The sequence below is a fragment of the Dyadobacter chenwenxiniae genome (assembly GCF_022869785.1).
GTDB classification, from domain to species: domain Bacteria; phylum Bacteroidota; class Bacteroidia; order Cytophagales; family Spirosomataceae; genus Dyadobacter; species Dyadobacter chenwenxiniae.
Genome location: NZ_CP094997.1, coordinates 1,719,808 through 1,742,244 on the forward strand (window position 1 = coordinate 1,719,808; position 22,437 = coordinate 1,742,244).

The 22,437-nt window shown below is 45.7% G+C and carries 11 protein-coding genes; 2 read left to right on the top strand and 9 right to left on the bottom strand.

What is annotated here, in order from left to right; all coding sequences use genetic code 11:
- Nucleotides 1–32: 32 nt before the first annotated feature.
- The 7 genes from MUK70_RS07155 to MUK70_RS07185 form a co-directional block, all read right to left on the bottom strand.
- A complete protein-coding gene (locus MUK70_RS07155; RefSeq protein WP_234656107.1) occupies nucleotides 33–2,729 on the bottom strand; it encodes a c-type cytochrome in 2,697 nt (898 codons plus the stop codon).
- A gap of 364 nt (nucleotides 2,730–3,093) precedes the next feature.
- Entirely contained in the window at nucleotides 3,094–4,602 is a 1,509-nt protein-coding gene (locus MUK70_RS07160; protein WP_234656106.1) for a RagB/SusD family nutrient uptake outer membrane protein, read from the bottom strand.
- A 37-nt stretch (nucleotides 4,603–4,639) separates the two neighbouring features.
- On the bottom strand, nucleotides 4,640–7,843 hold the full coding sequence (locus MUK70_RS07165; protein WP_234656105.1) for a SusC/RagA family TonB-linked outer membrane protein: 3,204 nt from the start codon (nucleotides 7,841–7,843) through the stop codon (nucleotides 4,640–4,642).
- Between the two features lie 344 nt (nucleotides 7,844–8,187).
- The gene (locus tag MUK70_RS07170; protein ID WP_234604889.1) at nucleotides 8,188–9,615 is read right to left on the bottom strand and encodes a DUF1501 domain-containing protein; all 1,428 of its coding nucleotides are present in this window, start codon (nucleotides 9,613–9,615) and stop codon (nucleotides 8,188–8,190) included.
- A 174-nt stretch (nucleotides 9,616–9,789) separates the two neighbouring features.
- Complete coding sequence (locus MUK70_RS07175; RefSeq protein WP_234656205.1) at nucleotides 9,790–12,093, bottom strand: PSD1 and planctomycete cytochrome C domain-containing protein; 2,304 nt, start codon at nucleotides 12,091–12,093, stop codon at nucleotides 9,790–9,792.
- A gap of 328 nt (nucleotides 12,094–12,421) precedes the next feature.
- Nucleotides 12,422–13,936: a RagB/SusD family nutrient uptake outer membrane protein gene (locus MUK70_RS07180; protein WP_234656104.1), complete on the bottom strand. Its 1,515-nt coding sequence runs from the start codon at nucleotides 13,934–13,936 to the stop codon at nucleotides 12,422–12,424.
- Between the two features lie 5 nt (nucleotides 13,937–13,941).
- Nucleotides 13,942–17,175, bottom strand: coding sequence for a SusC/RagA family TonB-linked outer membrane protein (locus MUK70_RS07185; protein ID WP_234656103.1), 3,234 nt, complete (start codon nucleotides 17,173–17,175; stop codon nucleotides 13,942–13,944).
- A 400-nt stretch (nucleotides 17,176–17,575) separates the two neighbouring features.
- Between MUK70_RS07185 and MUK70_RS07190 the strand changes: the two genes are divergently transcribed.
- Nucleotides 17,576–19,447: a T9SS type B sorting domain-containing protein gene (locus MUK70_RS07190; protein WP_234656102.1), complete on the top strand. Its 1,872-nt coding sequence runs from the start codon at nucleotides 17,576–17,578 to the stop codon at nucleotides 19,445–19,447.
- A 39-nt stretch (nucleotides 19,448–19,486) separates the two neighbouring features.
- Here MUK70_RS07190 and MUK70_RS07195 read toward each other — a convergent pair whose 3' ends face one another.
- Both MUK70_RS07195 and MUK70_RS07200 read right to left on the bottom strand, forming a co-directional pair.
- Nucleotides 19,487–19,924 carry a helix-turn-helix transcriptional regulator gene (locus MUK70_RS07195; protein ID WP_244784742.1) on the bottom strand — a complete coding sequence of 146 codons (438 nt, stop codon included), beginning with the start codon at nucleotides 19,922–19,924 and terminating at the stop codon, nucleotides 19,487–19,489.
- 225 nt (nucleotides 19,925–20,149) lie between these two features.
- Nucleotides 20,150–20,965, bottom strand: a complete 816-nt coding sequence (locus MUK70_RS07200) for a 2,3,4,5-tetrahydropyridine-2,6-dicarboxylate N-succinyltransferase (RefSeq protein ID WP_234656100.1) — start codon at nucleotides 20,963–20,965, stop codon at nucleotides 20,150–20,152.
- Between the two features lie 410 nt (nucleotides 20,966–21,375).
- Here MUK70_RS07200 and gap point away from each other — a divergent pair, with 410 nt between their 5' ends.
- Entirely contained in the window at nucleotides 21,376–22,389 is a 1,014-nt protein-coding gene (gene gap, locus MUK70_RS07205; RefSeq protein WP_234656099.1) for a type I glyceraldehyde-3-phosphate dehydrogenase, read from the top strand.
- Nucleotides 22,390–22,437 lie beyond the last annotated feature (48 nt).

Consider the following 22,437-nt stretch of genomic DNA (forward strand, 5'->3'; position numbering starts at 1 on the left):
ATAAAAGATAATCTACTCAAAAAATTACCGATCTATTTCCCGCCTTTCGGAGCCGAAGACTCGCTATAAATTGGGTTATTCTTGTTGCCACCGGACATTAAATAAGCAACAAGATCTCTCAATTCATTTGGATTTAAGCTGTTGATCAAGCCTGGAAGCATCACAGAAACGGTTGACATTTTGGTGGAAGCAACTTCTTTTTTGCTCAACTTCCGGATGGTTTTCGAATCAAACGGATTCTGCGCAATGTAATAAAAATTGGCATCTTCATTGATTTGACGGCCTACAATAGACTCTCCGTTTTTCATTGTGTAAGCCACAGAGCCAAACTGGTCAGAGATTGCTTTGTTTGGATCGATGATGGATTCAAGCATATCTTTTGCAGAGAAACGTGTTCCCAATTGCGTCAGATCCGGGCCAACATCATTTCCTTCGCCTTGAATCACGTGGCAACGGTTGCAAAGCACCGCAGAGAAAATCATTTTTCCTTTGTCAAAATCACGGTTAGCAAGGCTGTCCTGAACCAATGCAACTGCTTCTTCCAGTTTCCAGCTACGTCCCGGGCCTTTTGGCGAATACATTTTTACGAGGTCATTTCCACTGCCCGTAAGTAGCTCAGCACCAGAAAGTTTGTTATAGTATTCAACCTTATCTTTGGGTACATTTTTCAATGCCCGCTGACGTGCTTTGTCGATAAATCCAATGTAGCTGCGGCCACCCTGGTAGCTGAATGCTTTGTGGAACCATTTGAAATATTGCTCGCTCAGCGCAGGCGTCCAGCCTGTTTTGGCGCTGCTCAGCATGATGGCGTAGAATGACTGTTGCTGAGGCGGCATTTTTTCCAAAAGTCCTGCCAGGTCAAGACCATACTGCGGGTTTCTTAAAATTAGGTCCGCAGAAGCAGTTACCATTTCGTTGTCCTTATCATCAAATTTCTCGTTCTTGGCAATCAGACCAAGCGTCTTTTCAACGGCTTTCGGTGCTTCGAGCGTGATCAGAATTTTGCTTAGGAAACGGTTTTGCAAGGCATTTGGTGACGGATATTTTGGATTAAGATAAGCAATAACTGCTTGTTTAGTTGCAGCATCCGGCTCTCCTGTTCGGTAAAGCGTTACTTCCACAGCACGCAAAAGTGCTTGCTTTTGAAGATCATTTAGCTTGGCATAATCGATGTTTGTCAAGCCTTTCAGAATAGGCCCTCCTACTTTCGTTGAGTCGCCCTCACGTGCCAATGCAATGGATGCGTAAATCAATGTTTGCGGATCTTTTTCAGCGTAAACCTTGCTTTCCCATTCTGCAACAGGTTGGTGCTCAATTGCTAAGCGAGCGGCAAAGCGTAAGAAACGGTCAGGGCTTTTAAGGTATGGCCAGGCTGTTTCCACGGCTTTCGGATCCTTCACTGCGTGGAATTTTTCGAGATCAGTCCGTTGTTTGTGCTCGGTTGTCAAAACGGGTTTCACCGTATTCGCACCTGCCGGAATGTTCTTATAATCACCATAATACACACGATAGAGATCAGATTCCAGGCGACGGCCGCCTGTTAAAAAATATAGGGCGCCATCAGGACCGATTGCTCCGTCCGTTAATGGCAGTGGTGCGCCCGAAAGAAATTCTTCGTGGTCCGCGGAGTATGTAGAACCATTTGGTTTCAGGTGTAATCCATGTACGATACCAAAACTCCAGTCAAATGCCAGCAATGTATTCTTGTATTTCGCTGGGAATCTGGCGTCGCTCAGGTAAATCAGGTTCGTAGGTGATCCCTGGCCAATGTTCATGATTGGTGAAAGGAAGTCTGCGAACGCGGGAGATGTGTTGGCCGATCCGGTCCTCCATCCGTAATCGCCACCGCTAGTCGCATGGCAAACTCGGGTTGGACGATACCAGGGCGTACCAAAATCCCATTCCATATCAGAGTCATAAATGAAAAGATCACCCGCTTCGTTAAATGCAATGTCGTATGAGTTACGATAACCTGCACTTACAAGCTCCCAGGATTTTCCGTCCGGATCAGTTTTAGCGATCCAGCCGCCTGGCGCATGTCTGTCGGCAGCGTGGCCGCGGGGATCTTTGATGAATGGAAAAAGGTTGTCGTTTTTCCAGTTTGGCATCAGGCGATAGCTGTCCATTTTCGGAAGATCGGTGAAGTTACCGGCTACAACGTAAAGTGATTTTTTGTCGGGAGAAAGAACAATGCTGTGCGGACCATGCTCTCCTTCACCTTTCAAAGGCTTGATCAATGTGACTTTGTCATACTGATCATTGCCGTCCGTGTCCTGCAACCTGTAAAATCCACTTCCTTTCGGAAATTTAGCGCTTTCGCGGTTGTTGATCATTACATACAGGCTGTTGAATGCATATAGCAAGCCATGCGCATAACCCATAGCCACTTTTGCAGTATCGCCTTCTACTTTCAATGTTTCAACAGTTGGTTTTTCTGTGGAACCGATCGGAGGAAGAACCAGGCGGAATAAACCACCATACTGATCGGAGGTGATCATCCTGCCTTTGTCATCGAATGTCATAGAAACCCATGAACCATTTTTCTCCTCGGAAGGGCTATATAAGTGTTCTGCCTTGAAACCTTCCGGCAGCTTGATCTTGTCAACTTTTGAGCCGGGCGGCCGGTGTTTAGCGGTTCGGTTACTGAGCATAACTCCACAGAAAACGCCCACTGCAAGCAGCACGGCGAGTGTCATGGGAAGTTTAGACCATTGTTTTTTAGTGTACATTTTACAGCTAAGAGTTAAGTAAATATGAAAAAAGCATTCGTTCAGGGTGAAACTGGAATGGTAACATTCTTAAATAAAGCAAATTAAAACTTCAAATAATCTGGTACATACAATATTAAGAGGAAACGCCCTTTGGACTATCCTGTTGTGTCGGAGAAGTTTAATGTTAAATGATTGAATGATTGAATGAGCGGGCGCCGTTGCGCTGAATGATTGAATGAGTGAATGATTGATTGATTGATTGATTGATTGATTGAGTGAATGGGCGAACGACTGAATAAAAAAATGAGCGAATGATCGAATTATTGAATCGTATTCAACATTCACTCATTCACTCATTCAATCATTCGTGAAAAACGCTATCCTAGAAATGCGGCGTCAAGGCTGCTTCTACGGCTGGGAGGCCATAGTAGTCGTCTAGGACGGTGAAGGCGTTTGGTGGAGGAACGGCTCCTTTTGGGAAATAGTAAGCTTGTGGATTTGCTTTGACTTTTGCTCCGTAAGCGCCGATGATTTCCTTCACACGTCCCGTTCTTGTTAAGTCAAACCAGCGTTTGTTTTCGAATGCAAGCTCAACGCGTCTTTCCTTGAAAATTGCTTCGCGCATGGTTGCCTGAGACGTAGCCTTGGTGGCTGCGAGACCTGCACGTGTGCGAACCTGGTTCAGATAAATGGCTGCTTCTGCTGGCTTTCCTTGCTCGTTAAGTGTTTCTGCCATGAAAAGCAACACTTCGGCGTAACGGTATACCGGCCAGTTTTGACCCGTGTTGTTGTGCAACGAGTGCGTTTTTGCATATTTTTTGATATAAGGATAAACCTTATTCTCTGCAAGACTTCCACTCAATGTGACATAACCGATAGAAGCATCCTTACGCTTGTCACCCGCTTCATAAGCGGCAATCAAATCAGGCGTTGGAATGTTGTTACTCTCCTGAGAAGTGGCCTGGGGATTGGAGGTTCCGGTAATCGGAGCAATTTCAGTCGCAGAAATCGGGGACGGAATGAAACGGTAAATCTGATTTCCGTTGTATCCTGCCGAACCTTCCATATACTGGATCTCAAACACAGATTCCGCATTGTTTTTGTTAGCGGTCGTTGTCGAGAACGCATTTGCGTATTCAGGCATCAGGCTGTAACCGTCGTTTGTAATGACGTCTTTCAGGATTGGTTCTGCCAACGCCCATTTCTTTTGGGTAATATAAAGGTTGGCCAGAACGGTTTTTGCAGCGCCTGATGTAGCACGGCCAGCTTCCTGTTTTGCTTTGTTAGGAAGCAGTGCGCCTGCTTCTTTCGCATCCTTTTCAATCTGGGCGTAGATTTCCTCTGTGGCGGCCAGTGGAGATGCAGCGTCTTCACGTCCAACTACCGGAACAAGGTGAAGCGGCACTTTACCAAACAAACGAACCAGATCAAAGTAAGCGAAAGCTCTCAGGAACAATGCCTGTCCTTTCAGGTTGTTCTTAGATGCTTCTGCAAAGTCTACGCCATCAATCAATGCCAGAATCTGGTTGGCTCTCGCAATGATTTGGTAATTAAGGCGATATTGAACCAAAACGTTATCATTTGCAGTTACGCCACCCGCCGTAGGAACGGCGAAATCTGCAACGTTCTCTGTTGGATCCACCGCACCATACAGCGTGTTTCTTGCGTAATACGTGTTATCCGAGTGCATTTCTTCCAAAACCCAGGCGCGTTCGTTGAACATCTGACGGAAGGGAACGTAAGCCGCATTCACAGCCTGCTGAAAATCTGATTCCGTTTTAAAGAAAATTCCGTAACTCAATGCAGTCTCGGGGATAACCGTTAAAAATTCTTCGCGGCATCCTGCTAATGCAAATGTGAGGAGCCAGGTCGCTATATATCTTTTTTTCATCTTCTGATAATTAATAATGAGTTGAATGTTGGCTGGCTTAGAAGTTGAAATTTACACCCAAAGTCCAGGTACGCGGCACAGGATAGTTCGAGAAATCCACACCCTGGCTCAGGTTACCACCATTACCGTTTCCATCACCTTGTGCACTGGTTTCAGGGTTTGGTCCACCCCAGTATTTGGTAAATACATACACCTGCTGGATAGAACCATAAACACGGGCGGACTTGAAGAATTTGTTCACTTTGCCAATGTTATAACCAATGGTGATGTTCTTGATTGTAAAATAAGAAGCATCGGCTACGAAATGTGAGCTGTTCCAGTCACGCTCAACACCCGTGAAGTTACCGCCATTATTTGTCGCCCCGTACATTCCATTGCCTTGGCTAATTACCGTCGTTGCAACACCAATTCCATCAACAGTTGTGTTTTTCACACGGAAACGGTCTTTTACACCTGCAACCATATTGAACACACCGTCGAGGTTAGCAGTACTGTAAAGGTGGCGCACCCAGAGGTCGTTTCCATAGGAGCCCGATCCTGCGATAGAGAAATCCCAGTTGCCGTATTTCAGGTCATTCACAATCCCGTAAGTGAATTTTGGGAAGGGGTTACCGATAATGGTGCGGTCATCCGCGTCGCCACCATATGTAATTTTGCCGTCACCATTCACGTCTTTTAATTTGATTGTTCCAATAGCCGAACGTCCGGGGATTACAGGTGAGTTAGCCAGATCTTCGGCGCTTGTGTAAAAACCTTCTTTTACCATTCCATAGAACTGCCCAAAAGGCTGGCCTACCTGCGAAATGTGGAATGTTCCGTACACGCGATCAATTCCCGGTGCAAGTTCCATCACTTTATTTCTGTTGAAAGAAATGTTTGCGTTGGTTGTCCATTTCAGTTTTCCGTCGAGGTTCCTGGTTGTCAAAGAGAATTCATGACCCCATAATTTAATCTCTCCAATGTTGTCATTGTAGAACGGAAAACCCGATTCCTGCGGAACCTGCACAGCATAAAGCAAATTGGTGGTCCGTTTGGTATAGTAGTCGTAAATAAACTGGATCCTGTCGTTGAACAATCCCAAGTCAAGTCCCATGTCAAATTGTTTCGTGGTTTCCCAGCCTAAATTTCTGTTGGCCAAAGATGATACAACAGCACCAGTCGCTACCGTACTACCGAAGACGGCATTGGTAGTGTTGTTTACCAGGGCATACTGCGTGTAGTTACCGATGTTGTTATTACCGATTACACCGAAGCTACCACGTATTTTCGCGAAGGAAACCTGTCTTACATTTTTAAGAAATTCTTCGTCGGAAATTACCCAGCCAGCAGAAGCGGACGGGAATGTTCCCCAAAGGTTGTCAGACCCAAAACGGGACGAACCATCAGCGCGTACAGCCGCAGTGAAAAGATATTTTCCCTTGTAGTTGTAAGAAAGGCGGGAAAGATAAGAAGTCAATGCCCATTCGTTCGCACCCGTTTGTGTTCCGGCGCGGTTGATGTTGATTGCCCCCTGTACGGTTGGGAGTCTGTCATCGGTATAAGTATCAGCCGTTATGCTGGTGAAATCCTGACGATAGCGCTGTTGGGTGAAACCTGCCAGTAATTCGAAATTATGGTCACCAAAGCTGCGGTTGTAAACCGCGGTATTCTCATTCAACCAGCCTACATTTTCCAGACTTTGACGGGTAGAGACTGCTGTGGTAGGAATAGCGACGTTTATACTACTGGTTGCCGTCGAGGGATTGAAGAAGAAAAACTTATTGTTTTCATATTCTATGTTCAATGTTGTTCTCAGTTTCAATCCTTTGATCGGGCTGAAAACCAGATATGTGTTGCCAAGCAGCTTGGTGTTTTTGTTTTCGTTTATTAATTCTTGTGCCGCCCTGACCCAGTTTGGATATTCAAAAATATTACCGGTGCCCTCGGGAAACTTGTTAGATTTTGTCAGCTCACCATTGGCATCCCTAATCGGCATGACAGGCCAGGTGTGCAATGCATTGAATAGGATGCCTGTTCCGCGGTCACCATCTGTTCTTGGCGTGTTGTCATAAATGTACTGCGGAGCGATGTTGAAGCCGATCTGAATTTTATCAGACAGATCATACTCCGAGTTCATCCGCAAAGAATAACGCTTATAGTCATTATTGATTACAACTCCTTTTTGGTTAAAAATACCTGCCACAAGGGATGTTCTCAGCTTATCCTTATTGGAAGAGATTGTCAGGTTATAACTTTGAATCGGTGCGGACCGCAAAACGGCGTCATACCAGTCATTGTCTTTATCCGCATACTCCGATGGATTTTGAAATTGTACGGGCACTGGTTTGTTTTCATCCTCGTACAGTTCTTTTTTAAACTGGGCAAATTCCTGAGCATTCAACATTTTCACGCGGCCTTTTTCAGGAACATTCTGAATCCCGTAGTATGCGGTAAACCCAACATTGGTTTCACCCGGTTTGCCACGTTTCGTTGTGATAAGTACAACACCGTTGGCTGCACGCGAACCGTAGAGGGAAGTCGACGCGGCATCTTTCAATACGGAAATGTCTTCAATCTCATCCGGGTTCAAAGCAGCGATATTGCCTGTGATCGGGAAACCGTCGATGACATACAAAGGATCGCTACCGGCAGAAACCGACACCTGGCCACGAACACGAACGGACATTCCCTGTCCTGGTTTACCCGTTGTCTGGTTGATCTGCACACCCGCAAGACGTCCCTGCAGTTTTTGGGTGATCTGTGAAACAGGAACATCCTTAATGTCTGCTGCACTTACTGTTTGCACAGCGCCTGTAATCTCTCTTTTCAACTGGCTACCATAGCCCACAACCACCACTTCGGTAAGTGCTTTGGAGTCTGTGGCAAGCTTGACATCGATATTTGCGCTGCTTCCGATGGGAACTTCCTGAGACAGAAAGCCTACCGAAGAGAAAATCAATGTTCCGCCAGCGTCGGGGACATTAATTGTATAGGTTCCTTCAGCGTCGGTAACGGTACCGGTTGTAGACCCTTTGAGAACAATGCTTACGCCTGGCACTTTTTCGCCGGCTTCGTCAATAACCTTTCCTTTTATGGTTTTATCAACGGTAATGGTCTTGTTTTTGAAAACGGGGTCAGGCGTAAAAATCGGAGTTGCAATGGCCGAGATCCCGCAAGCCGTGCCAATGAGCACCTGGCTCAGAGAAAGCTTGATGAGGGAATTCAACCGTGCACAATAGGATGATTGTCGAGATTGATTCATAAGATGATGTTTTAGCGGTTTAGTGATTAGCAGGGCTGCTACTTTTTCGTCGTGATGGCTTCTTTCAGATGGTTCATGTTTTCATAGGAATCAGGGTTAGTTGAGAACGTTTTTAAGGGTTTAGGAATCGAAATTGAGGATGGACAGAAACCAATTTTTGTATTCGTTTAGGACAAAAATTAATCCTTATAGTAATATTGTTGCAATACTAGGTTGATTGACACAACGGACTATCCTGCTCTGTCTGGTTTTAATAAATATTTAATTAGCATGACTTTTTTGGATATAACCCATAAAAAAACGCCAGGCAGATTCTGCCTGGCGTTTTTGCTTACGTTTAACTATTATGACAACAAATCCATCACTGCTTTTCCTTTCCCGTCCGGTGTTGTGTAGAACGGGCGTTTTTCGACTTCGTACTGGGTGTCTTCCGGGATGCCGAGGGCGTGGTAAATGGTCTGGTGTACGCCGTCAATCTTGATCGGATTTTCAATCGTTTTGCAGGGACGTTCATCCGCTGTCTTTCCATAGACAAACCCTTTTTTGATTCCCCCGCCGAACATTAACATCGAGCCTCCGTCGGTGAAATGGCGGTGCATTCCGTAGAATTTCAAATCTGAAAGAATGTCCGGTTGCTGTACTTGTTCCAGCACTTTGGCGTCCGGTTTTCCTTCCACCATCATATCGCGACTGAACTCGCTCGCAAGCACGACCATCGTACGGTCCAGCAAGCCTTGCTTGTCCAGATCTTTGATCAACTGTGCTATGGGTCCATCGATCTGTCTTTTCATTTCTTCCAGCCGCGTATGGCCATTTTCATGCGTATCCCAACCTTTAAATGGTTCATATTCAGTGGTTACGCTGATAAACCTTGCACCTTGCTCGGTGAGCCGGCGGGCCAGCAGGCAACCGAGGCCGAATTTGCCTGTATTGTAAATGTTATAGCTTTCTTTCGGCTCAGTACTGAGGTCAAATGCTTTGGATTCGGGCGAATTCAGCAATGCATATGCCTGCTCCATCGACCTTTTCAAAGATTCGCGCTGGTAATCACTGCCAAATTCGCCCACCGGGCTGTTATTGATCAGCTCATTGTAAAGCTGGTTCCTGCGCTCAAACCGTTTGGCGTCCATACCCACCGGCGGCCGCACACTGTCCAGGCCCTGGCTCGGGTCAGGAATAAAGAACGGACCGAACTCATTTCCCAGGAACCCTGCCGTATGAAAAGCCTTTAATTCTTCTGCTTCGCCTACCGTGAATCGCTGGCCAATGTCGACGAATGCCGGTATAACCGGATTTTTAGGCCCCAGTTCTTTTGCTATCCATGAGCCCATATGAGGCGCTGCTACGGTCTGCGGCGGTTCATAGCAAGTATGCCAGTGATACTGATGTCTCGAATGCAGAATGTGTCCCATATCCGCCGCAACATACGAGCGGATCAATGTGCCTTTGTCCATCACTTTTCCTATGGATTGCAAGCCGTCCGAGAAATGGATCCCGTCCAGAACGGTCGGCACAGACTTGAAAGTGCTGAGCACCCGGTTGCCTTCCATGTCCTTTTCGAACGGCGTGTAAAGCTTCGGATCAAATGTTTCGGTGTGCGCCATGCCACCCGCCATCCACAGCAAAATGACGGTGTCAGCCGATGAATTGGATCCGGATTTTCCTTTACAAGATGAAAGAATGTTTGATACGGGTGCTCCGGCTGCCAGTGCAGCCATTGTTGCGGCGCTGGCTCTTTGCAGAAACTCCCTCCTATTCCATTGAATATTCATCTTTCTATATTTTTTAATTAGTTCAATAATAACATGTTGTGAAATTTACTTTTTACCCATTCAATACTTTTTATATTAAGACTATGTATTTAATGGATAAAAAGTTTTATAATAACTTACTTTTTATAAATACATAATGCTATATATTTTGCATTCATATTTATCATATAAGCCTTAATATATTAATTGAAATTCCGGAACGAGCGCAATTGCCCAGACCAGATCCTGAATGCTCTCTTCGTTGGGCTTCGGACCGAGAATTCGTTTCGCTGCGGCAAGCTCTTTTTCAAGCGGCGTCCTGCCCAAAGCTTTTTGATAAAGCGCAGTTACGAGCGAATCGGAAGTCGCATATCTGGCCTTCCAAACTTTTGAACCCTGCTTTAATGTATTGGTGAATTTGCTGCCGTTCGTAAGTTCTAGCGCTTGCAAAAGGTTAGCTTGTGAAGTGCGCGATGTGCTTACCGTCTCCCGGTTTGGCCGGCCCAATGATGTCAGGAAAGGATCATTTTTTACAAAAGCTGCACGCGGAAATGGCAGGCGCGTTTTAATGTCGTCGGGAAGCAATTTGTATACCACCGCAGAGTCGGCATACATCGGGTTGAAGGCAGTGCTGATCGCGTCCGAGAATTGCTCGGCAGTGAGCCTTCTTCTTACCATGCCGGTGAACTTATAATCGTTGGCCATGATGTCGCTGGCTTCTTTCACCGATGAGGAAGGCAGCTGATAGGTCTTCGAAGTGACAATCGTGTATATCAATTTTTTCATGTCATAACCGTTGGCCGCAAAATCCGAAGCCAGCCAATCGAGCAGATCTTCGCTCCATGGCATGTTGTCCATCATGTCGACAGGTTCTACGATGCCGCGGCCCAGAAGCTGGGCCCAGATCCGGTTAACTGCCGTCCGGTAAAGCCTGCCGTCTTTGGGTTGAACCAGGAAGTCCGCGAGTTCCCGAAGCCTTTTTTCAGTGCTTGCATTTACGCTGATTTCGCCAAGCTCAGGAAAAAGCATTTTTGTCCCCGCGATTTTTCCGGTCGGCTTATCGCAACGGTTTATCTCCAGCAATGTGTCGGCGAAAATGTTTGCGAATGCGTAAGAGTCTGCCAGCTTCCAATCGCTGATGAAACTGTCGTGACAAGAAGCGCATTTGAGGTTAAGCCCAAGAAAAACCTGTGACACATTTTGCGCCGCCTGCATTTCGGTGCGTTGACTGGAATTAATCGTTCCACGCCATTTGATCCCTTTGATAAAACCTGCGGACGCTTTGGTAGGACTGATCAGTTCTTTCACAAACCAGTTGTAAGGTTTGTTAACCTCCAAAGAAGCGTAAAGCCATTTGGTAATGTCAAACCTGCCGCCGGTAATGTATCCTGTTCCTGAGTAATCATTCCGAAGCGCATCATTCCAGAACGACATCCAGTGCTGGGCATAATCGTCGTTGCGGTTCAGCAACTCTTTTGCCAGTTGTTCTCTTTTATCAGGACGCTCATCTGCAACAAAAGCTTCCACCTTTTCGGGGGGCGGCAAAAGGCCGATGATATCCAGGTAAAGCCTGCGCATGTAGATACGGTCGTTGACAGCCGGTTTCCAGGCAATTTTATTTTTTTGAAAATACGCATTAACCAAACGGTCCACAGGCTGCACGATGTCGCCGCTTGCGGGAGGAAGTTCAGGCGTTCTGGGTTCCAACGCAGCGACCCTGTAAATGCTCTTCTGCTTGCCGTCCGGCCATAAGGCTCCTTTCTCTATCCAATATTTCAGCACTTTCACTTCTCTTTCTGTCAGGCGCTTGCCTTTCGTCGGCATCGCTTCTTTATCGCCCTTAGGCAATGTAATACGGCGGATGATCTCGCTTTTATCGGGATGAACAGGAACAACGACGACACCATTCTCACCGCCTTTCATAATGGCTTCCTTGCTATCCAGCCGCAAATCGCCTTTGGATTTAGCTTCACCATGGCAGCTGTAACAGTTGTGTGCCAGGATTGTTCTTACTTCCACATTCAGGTCCTGTATTTGCTGCGGATTCAGCGCACCATTGTTTGTAAGTACAAAATCAGCCGGATCTTCATTGGACTGTTCCTGCTCCGGCTCAACGGACGATGGTAAAACGCTTGTGAGATAATCATCGCCGTGGGTGATCATTGCGCCGTAATGGCCTGCAAATGACACTCCGAACACGGTGATAAATAATAAGGACCGATAAATATTCCTGTTAACGTTTCGGAGTGATATAGTTGCCAGTACGGCTAGCCCCAATGTGATAAAGCCAGCCCAGCGGTGTATTTCAAATGTTTGTCCTTCGGACTGCTCTGCATCGGAAAGCAATAAGCCGAATGTGACGGAAAAGGCAGCGCTCGCCGCGCCGATCCAGGTCAAAATGCCGACTGCGTCACGCAAACCCGTTGATTTGCGTTTCCAGTCTATCAGTTCAAGGATCAGGGCAACTAATAAAAGTCCTATGGGAAAATGGACCATCATAGGATGTAAACGTCCTAAAAATTGCCAAAGCCAGAAAGTTTCGGTTGCTTCAAGTAACACAATGCAGCGGGTTAGTGGTTTAGGAACTCGGCTTAAAGTCAGCCTGTAACATTACAATACTAGAACGAATATGCTTGTGGACTATCCTGTTCTGTCTTGTTATTTTATTTAAATACCGTGACTTTTTAGAAGGTTTCCAATAATGAATTACTGGGAAGTCTATTTTATAACGAAATATTTATTGGTTTCCTTGTAAAATTAATAAGGAGAAACGGCCGTCTTCCAGCGCCTCTCCTTATTGTGATCCAATTCAAATCAATTCGAACACTTAATATCCCGGGTTTTGGGTCAGTTTGGCATTAATAAGGATCTGCGGCGCGGGGATTGGCAACAGATATTCGTTCTCGGTAAACACGTAATCCGTTGAGTTAAAGGGAACATTGCCCCGGTCGATGGTTGGCTTCGCCCTTTCAGCCGCTCCGTGTGCATTCATGAATGCAGCCCATTCCGCCGGAGTTTTGGTCCTTTTCAGATCGAACCAGCGATGATTTTCAAATGCCAGTTCTACTCTTCGTTCTTTCAGCACGGCTGTCCGGAAAACTGCTTTGCCGGTCGCTTTGGTTGCTGCCAACCCTGCGCGCTTTCTAACCTGGTTCAGATAGTCGGCTGCTTCGGCTGTGGGGCCGCTTTGCTCATTTATAGCTTCCGCCAACATTAGCAAAACATCTGAGTAGCGCAAAACAGGCCAGTTTGTGTTGGTCCTGCCTATAATCGTATGCGGATAATTGTATTTGGTAACATGCGGGACCGGATAAACCTTGCCATCCAGTGTAAAGCTTGTTTTGAGCGAAAGGTCTTTCCTTAGATCACCCGTCTCGTAAGCTGCGATCATGTCATTGGTGGGCGAATTTCTGCCCCCGTTTCCGCCCGCGGCAAAGCCTGTCACCGCACCTTTGGAAACCCTTGGCGCAAACACATACTGAAAACTGCTTTGCTCGCCCAGGTCATTGTCTCCCTGATATTGTATTTCAAATATCGATTCGGGGCCATTTTTCTTGGCTGGTGCCGGATCGAAATTGTCTGCATAGTTTGTATTCAACGCATAGCCGAGCGTCGTCACTTCTTTTAGCGTGGTGACGGCATCTGCATATTTTTTTGTAGTTAAATATGTTTTGCCAAGCAGTGACAATGCTGCCCCTTTTGTGGCCCGACCCTTATCACCTGCCGCTGCATATTTTGCAGGAAGCAAGGCAATGGCTTCTTTCAGGTCTTTTTCGATTTGTGCCCAAACCTCCGTTTGCGGTGATCTTACCAAATCGAAAGTAGGCTCAGGGACCGTAAATGTGCTGGTGACGATCACCACGTCACCAAAATACTGCACCAAATTGAAGTATAAATAGGCTCGTAAAAACTTCAACTGGCCTTCAATCTCCTTTTTGGGCCCATCCGCAATCTCCGCATCCGGCAGTTTTTCGAGTGTGAGGTTTGCATTATAGAGCGTTGCGTAATAAATGTTCCAAACTGCATTGATTTCACCGTTTCCCGAGTTAACAGTTGAAAATTCAAATGCTTCCCAGCCGCCCGCGCCACCACGGTCAGAAGGGTTCAGGTCGATGGTTGTGTTGTCCGTCTGGAATTCACCGAACAAATACCCGAGCGTTGTAATGGTTTGCACCTGTCCGTAAACACCATTCAGCGCCTGTTTGGCCTGTGCTTCGTTTTTATAAAACAAATCCACATTCACCTTTGTCGGGTCCGTCTGGTTCAGGAAATCTTCGCCGCAGGAGGATATGAGCAGCGGGAGCAGGACTAAACCTATTGCTGTAATTTTTTTCGTTTTCATCAGATTTAGAAATTAAGTTTTAGACCGGCGGAGAATGTTCTTGGTACAGGATATGACTCATCGTCGTTATTGAGCTCTGTACCGCCTCTAACGCCAGCGTCCGGGTTGTTTCCAGGATATTTGGTCACAAGAAGCAAGTTGGCCGCATTCACGAATATCCGTGCATCCGATAGAATGCCTTTCACATTAGGAAGCGTATAGCCGATTGTTATGTTTTTGATCCACATGTGGGTGCCGTCATATACATAACGCTCGCTGCTCTCGCGTGACCATTTGAAATAATCCGTTCCTCCCTGCGAATTCTTGCCATTGGGATTTGAGCCCGGATTTTCAGGCGATCTCCATCTGTCTTTTGCTTTTTCCAGAACATTGAACACACCATCCATATTCATGGTAGAGGCTTCGATATTCCGGTAAATGTCATATTTGTAGGCCCCCATCAGCAAAACACTCACATCAAATCGCTTGTAATCGGCCCCTACCGTCCAGGCCCAGTTGAATTTCGGGTTTGGGTTACCGATCTCAGTCATATCCTTGGTATCATATGACACGATTCCATCCGGTCCGCCATCTGGTGCACCGTGCAAATCCGCGAATTTCATCGCACCCGGCACTGCGCCTTCCTGCAATGGAGCTGCATCGATTTCAGCCTGTGTATTGAAAATGCCTAGCTTGCGATAACCGAAAATCATTCCGATCGGACGGCCTACTTGCTGAATGTTATAGCCGCCATACTGACTTCCCTGCAGGATGAAATCGTTTTGTCCTCTGATCGCCAGCACTTTGTTGCGGTTGAATGTAATGTTAGCATTCGTTCTCAGGTTAACCTGGCCCACTTTGATGCGATAGGTCGCTGCCAGTTCGATTCCCTGATTTTGCACCTTACCCAGGTTTTTCAATGTAGATGTAAATCCTGAAACCGCCGGAATGTTGTAACCGAGGAGCATGTCGTCCGTAATCTTCTTATAATATTCGGCTGTGAAGACCAGTTTGTTATCAAATGTGGCCAGGTCGAAACCAATATCCAGCTGATTGGAAGTTTCCCAGGTTAGTTCAGGGTTTGCAAAGCGTGTAACCGTTTTCCCGGAAGCCAGTGAGTTGTTGAAAATATAATTGTTCACGCCGAGGAACGACAAGCTTTCATAGTTTCCGTCGTCGCCTGCATTTTGTGAAACCCCAAAATTGTTATTGGCACTCACGCGATACGTGTTATTCCCTGTCATGCCCCAGCTCGCGCGCAATTTCAGGTCGGTTAGCCAGGAAGCTTTTGGTATAAATGATTCTTCCGAGATCCGCCAGCCCACCGAAGCTGCCGGAAAATTACCGAATTGATGCCCTTCGCTGAATCTGGAACTCCCTTCACGGCGGAATGTTGCAGAAAAAAGATATTTATCTCTGAATGAATAATTTAGCCTGGCAATGTAGGCGATCATAGTCCATTTTCTTTCCATGGAGTTGGATGAACGGATGGTTGCATTGCCCAGGAATGGCGCCAGGTCATCCGGGAACGTGTTGCCCGATCCGTATAGTCCCTTAACCACCTCTTGCTGAGCGGAATATCCGACTGTTGCTTCCAATGCGTGATCTTTACCAAGTGTTGGGGTGTAGGTCAATACCTGGTCAGCAGCATAATTTTTCAACTCTTCCGAATCGTCCCGTTCGGTGGCGATACGCGGAGGTGCACCGTTTGTTCCCGTCTGTACAGGCAAGCCGATCGTGGAGGGCACAAATTCTTTATAAGTGTTGTAATTGATCTTTGCATTTACAGACGACCGGAATTTAAGGCCCTTTGCGATGTTCAGTTCAACGTATCCACTCGCCAGCACGTCCGCAATGTTCCGGTTCCGCTTGATGTTTTTGAGCATATAAAGCGGATTCGGAAACCCGAAAATATCACCCACACCGTTATAGTAAGGGATTAACTCGCCCTTTTCATCATAAGCAGGATAACGCGGGTCACTGATCAATGTTAATCCAACCTGCGCATTACGGCCGTCTGTGCTGGACAAACTGGACCGGGAGTAGCTTCCCGCAATGTTCATTCCGATGGTGATAAACTTGTTCACTTCACCTGCCAGGTTGGTCCGCAATGAGGCCCGGTCGTAGCCTGTGTATTGCAATGCGCCGTCTTCCTTGTAATAACCCGCTGAGAGAACGGATTTGATGGGTCCTTTTCCTGATGACAATGTCAGGTTAATGTCCTTGTAAGGTGCATTGTTGTGCAGGATCAGGTCAAACCAGTTTGTAGAATACTTTGTGTCCTGCGGATTTCTGAAATCAATGGGGATGTCGGATTCTTCCGGCTGCTTTTTATTGGCAAGAACGTAGCGGCCAATGAACACTTCACGTTTGAACTGCGCAAAGTCCTGGCCATTAAGCACCTTGGTTTTTCTGCCTTCAGGAACGTTCTGTATTCCATAATCAACAGATATGTTCAGACTGGTTTTTCCGTCCTTTGCCGATTTTGTCGTGATCAGAACCACACCATTGGAACCACGCGCACCATAAATCGCCGTTGCCGCGGCATCTTTCAGGATGGAAATGGTCTCGATATCGTTGGGGTTTAGATTTTGTCCCGCCGATGTGCCGACCGGGAATCCGTCGATTACATACAGCGGATCACTTCCTGCACCTAACGAGCTGATGCCGCGCACTTTTACCTCGAATTGCTGGCCAGGCGTTCCGCTTTTTTGCTTAATGATTACACCCGGAGCCTGCCCTTGCAGCATACGCGTAACATTGGACTTAGGCACTTCTCCAATATCTTCCATACTGATCACTGATACAGCGGAAGTAATGTCACGCTTGCGCTGGGTGCCGTAACCCACAACGACCACTTCTTCCAGCGCTTTGGTGTCCACCGCCAATTCCACATTCACGGACGACTGATTCCCCACTGTTATCTCTTTTGGTACGTACCCGACAAAAGAAAACACTAAAATGTTTTCTCCGGATTCAGGAATGCTAAGACTATAATTTCCTTCCGAATCCGTCACAGTTCCAGTGTTGGATCCTTTGAGAATGACACTGACTCCCGGCAGGCCAAGACCCTTGTCATCCGCTACTTTACCCGCAACCGCGCGGTCTGCTCTTGATGCAAAATGTTTGGCAGAGAGATTCGGTATGGTTCCTGCTTGTAGTACTGTGGTAACAGCAGTACCAATCAGAATCTGGCTCAATGCTATTTTCCCAAATAGCCGCAAGCAACTGCCCAGCTTTGTTTGTCGAATTTCATTCATACGCTTAGGGATTTGACTGTTTAAAAATTGAAACGACTGTAATAAGACTGTTTGGGAGCGTTTAAGGTGGTTTTTTCATCACATGTGATCATAGGTTAGATTGAAAAAATGTGCGTATCTAAATGTATGGGGGAGAGAAAATATTCAATAAATGCAATAAATGATATGAATTATATCATAATAGCAATAGTATGCCTAATTCAGAATCTTACTATCCTGCTCTGTCCGGTAAAGTTTGAATATTGGATCTGAGGGACATTTAATTTAAATTTCCCTGTATCAACTTTTTTCCCTGGGTCGTTTAAATTTGGACGTTCTATTGTTAAATTTAGGCGGCTTTGTTTCACTAAACGCACTGCTGATGACAAGAAATTTATGTTGCTTTGCTGTTGTTTTATCAATGTTAGTTTTTCTTTCAACGCCAGCTAAATCTGATCATATCGTTGGTGGTGAGCTGGTTATGCGTCCACAATCCAAGGCTGGATCATATGAGGTCACTTTGATACAATTTTGGGATAAAAACAATTTGCAAGAGCCAACAGCGAACGGACAGGGAAACCGGGACGAGTTTGCAGAGCTATTCATCTACAGAAAGCGCGATAATGAGTTCATGCAGCAGGTCAGGGTTCAGTATATATCGTCGGAACCCATCCCTTATCAGAATAAAGCGTGCGCAAACCTGCGTTCGCTGAACACGGTGATTGGTACTTACAATGGGAGTGTGACGTTGTCGGATCAAAATTATAATGATCCGGACGGTTATTACATTGTATGGGAACGATGCTGTCGCAATTCAGACATTAATAACATTAAGTTCCCGGGTGAAATGGGAATGGTATTCTATCTGGAATTCCCGCCCGTAAGCACACGCAATGCTTCTCCGCAGTTCTCATCACCTAATGGGCAGTATATATGTAGCAACCGTTCATTCACAATGAACATGTCTGCTTCGGATCCCGATGGTGATGACCTCAGGTATTCTCTGGTGACGCCGTACCAGGGTTACACCTCGCCTAATGTGATTAATGGCAACAATGTACCCAAGGCCGGTTATCCGTTGGTTTCCTGGGAAAACGGCATTTCGTTAGCCAATACAATCCCCGGACCGAAACCGCTGGCGATAGATAATGCTGGCCAACTAACCGTCATGGCGAACAGACTAGGATTATATGTCTTTACCGTACAAGTGGAAGAGTATAGGAATGGCAGGCAAATTGGCTTGATCAGAAGGGATTTTCAGCTTTTAGTGATTGATTGCAATGATGATCAGCCCGAGCAGCCGGTTATTATGTTGAATGCTACGCCGGTAAGGGAAGTACTGTTCTGCCCTGAACAGCCCGTCACGCTGGAAACTGAAAGTTCGGAGGATTGGGCATATCAATGGCAGCGCAATGGCCTGAATATACCCGGTGCAGTTGCGGCAAGCATTGCAGTAAGTGACACCGGAGTTTATTCCGTTGTCAAAAGCTATACGAAAAAGTGTTCGCGGGATACGTCCTCCCTTGTGGTGAATGTGGCACTTGCTCCACCGATTGAAGCGGTTATCACTGCCGATAAGCAAGTCATCTGTGATGGAGAAGTTAGCGGCTTACTGGCCAATGGAGGAACTGTTCCCGGCGGCCTGGCAATTTCGTGGAGCAGGGATACCCAGGTTTTAGAGGAAACCCGACCTATGCTCCAAGTGAAAGATCAGGGATCTTATATGCTCAAAATTACCAGTGAAGCAACGGGATGCTCTGGTTCCGATACATTGTTAGTGACCAAAGAGTCTCTCACGGTTTCTCTTCCGGAAAAAAAGGGCGTTATCGAGGGATCCAAAACCACGCTCCGGCCGATAATCAGCCCTTTGGGAGCGACATATACATATATGTGGTCGCCTCCTGACGGCTTAGTCTCTGCGAATGATGCTCGCGATGCCGTTGTTGCCCCACTTGTTGATACGGAATATACATTAATGGTCGAATCGATGAATGGCTGCCAGGCTCAGGCGTCAACGCAGGTGTATGTGATTGATAAAATGCATATTCCAACTTCGTTTACACCTAACAATGACGGGCATAATGACCGTTTTGAGATTTTCAATGCCAAGGATCAGATCCTGGAAATACGAATTTTTAACCGCTGGGGTGAGGTTATCTACGCTTCGAATGGCTATTCCGTTCCATGGGATGGGAAATACAAAGACAACACACCAGTTCCAGCAGGAAGTTACCCTTATCTCATAAAAACCGCTGAAATGAATCTGAATGGTACAATTTTGCTGTTGAAATAGTTAGTTTCTTATAGTTGGTAGATAACTTAACAATGTTATTCAAGCTGGTTTTACCTCTTCAAATGTCCCGTCAGAGTAGAAAATCATAATTTGTTCAATCCGTCTGTCATTTGCCATTACTGTGGCTGTATTGGGGAGGGCAGCGCTTTTATTTGCTTGGCTCCTATCTGGATTTCTTGCCGGATGCGCAGCTCCCAAACCCGCATTCCCGCCTCCGTTCGAGAAGTATCGAGTCGGGCCGGAAACACTTGAAATGTCAGGGGAAATCATAGGCAAAACTTCGTCATCCAGAATCCAGTTTGTGCCGAGCTCCGGAAAGCGCCTGACAATCTTCTGTACGATATCCAGACTGGGCTTGTTCCGTCCTGCGATAATGTGGGACATGCTGGAACGCTGTATCCCGATCTCATCGGCAAAAAAGGATGGAGACATATTTTTGTCAACCATGATCTGTTTAATCTTGTCATTTAAATCCATGCTACGCTCAGTTTACATTGCTACCTGTAAAGTTACTAAATTCAATTACTGTCTACAAATATAGTTTACAAGATTACAGTGTTAGTTAATACGTTAAATTGTAAATGTTAACAATTTAAATTAACATTTGTACAGCGAGCTAGACGCTTCATCATTCATGGGCTATAAAACAAGGAAAAGAGCGTTATCTTAGATAACGCTCTTTCAACATTGTAATTAATAAAATTAAACTGTCACATTGTTTTCTCGCAATGCATCATTTAATGATGTTTTCAAATCAGTGCTGGCTTTCCGCTTTCCAATGATCAGCGCACAGGGAACGTGATATGTCCCGGCCGCAAATTCCTTAGGTAAAGTGCCAGGGATAACTACGGAGTCAGCTGGAACAAATCCTTTGTACTCAATCGGCTCATTGCCGGTCACGTCGATAATTTTGGAACCTCCTGTAATAGTAACGCCTGCCCCTAGCACGGCTCTTTTGCCGATATGAGCGCCTTCTACGACAATGCACCGGGATCCTATGAAAGCGCCATCTTCGATGATTACAGGAGCCGCTTGTACAGGTTCGAGGACGCCACCTATTCCAACGCCACCACTTAAATGTACATGCTTTCCAATCTGTGCGCAGCTTCCCACGGTCGCCCAGGTGTCAACCATTGTGCCTTCATCAATGTAGGCGCCAATGTTAACGTAAGAAGGCATCAACACCACGCCTCTGGATATGTAAGCACCATAGCGTGCAACGGCGGGCGGGACAACTCTAACGCCCAATTTATCATAACCCGTCTTGAGTTTCATTTTATCATGGTATTCAAAGATACCTACTTCACTCACGGACATCTGTTGAATAGGAAAATACAGGATAATCGCTTTTTTTAATGCTTCATTTACCTTCCATGAACCATCTTCCTGAGGTTCCGCTACCCGAAGCCGACCCTTATCCACTTCTTCAATGATATCTTTAATGTAATTCACTGATGCCGGATCCTTTAATAATTCCCGATCTGACCAATAAGACTCAATCTTTTCTGCAATAAACATGTTTAAGTAATGGATTAGTTAAATTGTTTTAAAGTACTGTAATATAGATAGTTACTGAATTAAACAAAAATAAGTATCAAAAAATCAGCTTTCAACCAAATCTTTAAAATAGACAATTCCTCTGTTAAAATAGCGCTTGGCTAGGCTTGATAGACGCTCATAGGCGGGACTTCCCTCAGACAGGCAAATATAAACACATATATCAAAGGATATAAATAAAAGTATCTGAAATAATACTATTTATATTAGCAAAAATAGCGAATTGCTAAAAATAATAGCACTTTCCGAAAATTACTAATATAAATAGTATACCAGCATACATCTGCAATCTTACTTTTTTACCCAATTCCTTTAATTAAGGGCGCAATTTTATTAATTTCGCCTCTGAAATAAACAATCACTAGAAAGACATGTCTAAAGTAAAAGTTGCTATCAATGGATTTGGCCGTATCGGCCGTCTGGTTTATCGTCAGATTTATAATATGGAAGGCATCGATATCGTCGCGATCAATGACCTTACCAGCCCAAAAGTATTGGCTCACCTGCTTAAATATGACACTGCACAGGGCCGTTTCGATGCGGACGTGAAATCTACCGAAAATTCGGTTGTCGTGAACGGCGAAAATATCGTGATTTATGCACAACGTGACCCGTCACAAATCCCCTGGGGATCACATGATGTGGACGTGGTTCTGGAATGTACAGGTTTCTTTACAAGCCAGGAGTCCGCAAGTGCTCACATTAAAGCTGGTGCGAAAAAAGTAGTTATCTCCGCTCCTGCTACCGGCGATCTTAAAACAATCGTTTTCAATGTTAACCATGACATCCTGGACGGTTCTGAAACAATTATCAGTGGTGCTTCCTGTACAACTAACTGCCTTGCGCCAATGGCACAGGTGTTGGAAGAGAAATTCGGCATCGTTAATGGTTTGATGACCACTATCCACGCATATACTAATGATCAGAACACTCAGGATTCACCTCACCCAAAAGGTGATTTGAGAAGAGCCCGTGCAGCCGCACAAAACATTGTTCCTAACAGCACCGGAGCTGCGAAAGCAATCGGACTTGTTCTTCCTGCTCTGAAAGGTAAATTGGACGGTTCTGCACAACGCGTACCAACATTGACTGGTTCGTTGACTGAATTGACAGTTATTCTTGGCAAAGAAACTTCTGTTGAAGAGATCAACGCAGCAATGAAAGAGGCTTCGAACGAAAGCTACGGATATACAGAAGATGAAATCGTAAGCAGCGATATCATCGGCATCAGCTACGGATCATTGTTTGACGCTACGCAAACAAGAGTACAGAAAGTTGGTGATACACAGATCGTTAGAACTGTGGCTTGGTATGACAACGAGATGTCATATGTATCTCAATTGGTTAGAACAGTTTATTACTTCGCAAGTTTGATTGGCAAGTAATCAGCTTAATACGCATAAAAATAAGAGGCCTTTTTATCATGTGATAAA

Bases quoted from the DNA above. Each gene is read 5' to 3' on its own strand.
- MUK70_RS07155 (WP_234656107.1), bottom strand. From the start codon at position 2,729: ATGTACACTAAAAAACAATGGTCTAAACTTCCCATGACACTCGCCGTG.
- MUK70_RS07160 (WP_234656106.1), bottom strand. From the start codon at position 4,602: ATGAAAAAAAGATATATAGCGACCTGGCTCCTCACATTTGCATTAGCA.
- MUK70_RS07165 (WP_234656105.1), bottom strand. From the start codon at position 7,843: ATGAATCAATCTCGACAATCATCCTATTGTGCACGGTTGAATTCCCTC.
- MUK70_RS07170 (WP_234604889.1), bottom strand. From the start codon at position 9,615: ATGAATATTCAATGGAATAGGAGGGAGTTTCTGCAAAGAGCCAGCGCC.
- MUK70_RS07175 (WP_234656205.1), bottom strand. From the start codon at position 12,093: ATGATGGTCCATTTTCCCATAGGACTTTTATTAGTTGCCCTGATCCTT.
- MUK70_RS07180 (WP_234656104.1), bottom strand. From the start codon at position 13,936: ATGAAAACGAAAAAAATTACAGCAATAGGTTTAGTCCTGCTCCCGCTG.
- MUK70_RS07185 (WP_234656103.1), bottom strand. From the start codon at position 17,175: ATGAATGAAATTCGACAAACAAAGCTGGGCAGTTGCTTGCGGCTATTT.
- MUK70_RS07190 (WP_234656102.1), top strand. From the start codon at position 17,576: ATGTTAGTTTTTCTTTCAACGCCAGCTAAATCTGATCATATCGTTGGT.
- MUK70_RS07195 (WP_244784742.1), bottom strand. From the start codon at position 19,924: ATGGATTTAAATGACAAGATTAAACAGATCATGGTTGACAAAAATATG.
- MUK70_RS07200 (WP_234656100.1), bottom strand. From the start codon at position 20,965: ATGTTTATTGCAGAAAAGATTGAGTCTTATTGGTCAGATCGGGAATTA.
- gap (WP_234656099.1), top strand. From the start codon at position 21,376: ATGTCTAAAGTAAAAGTTGCTATCAATGGATTTGGCCGTATCGGCCGT.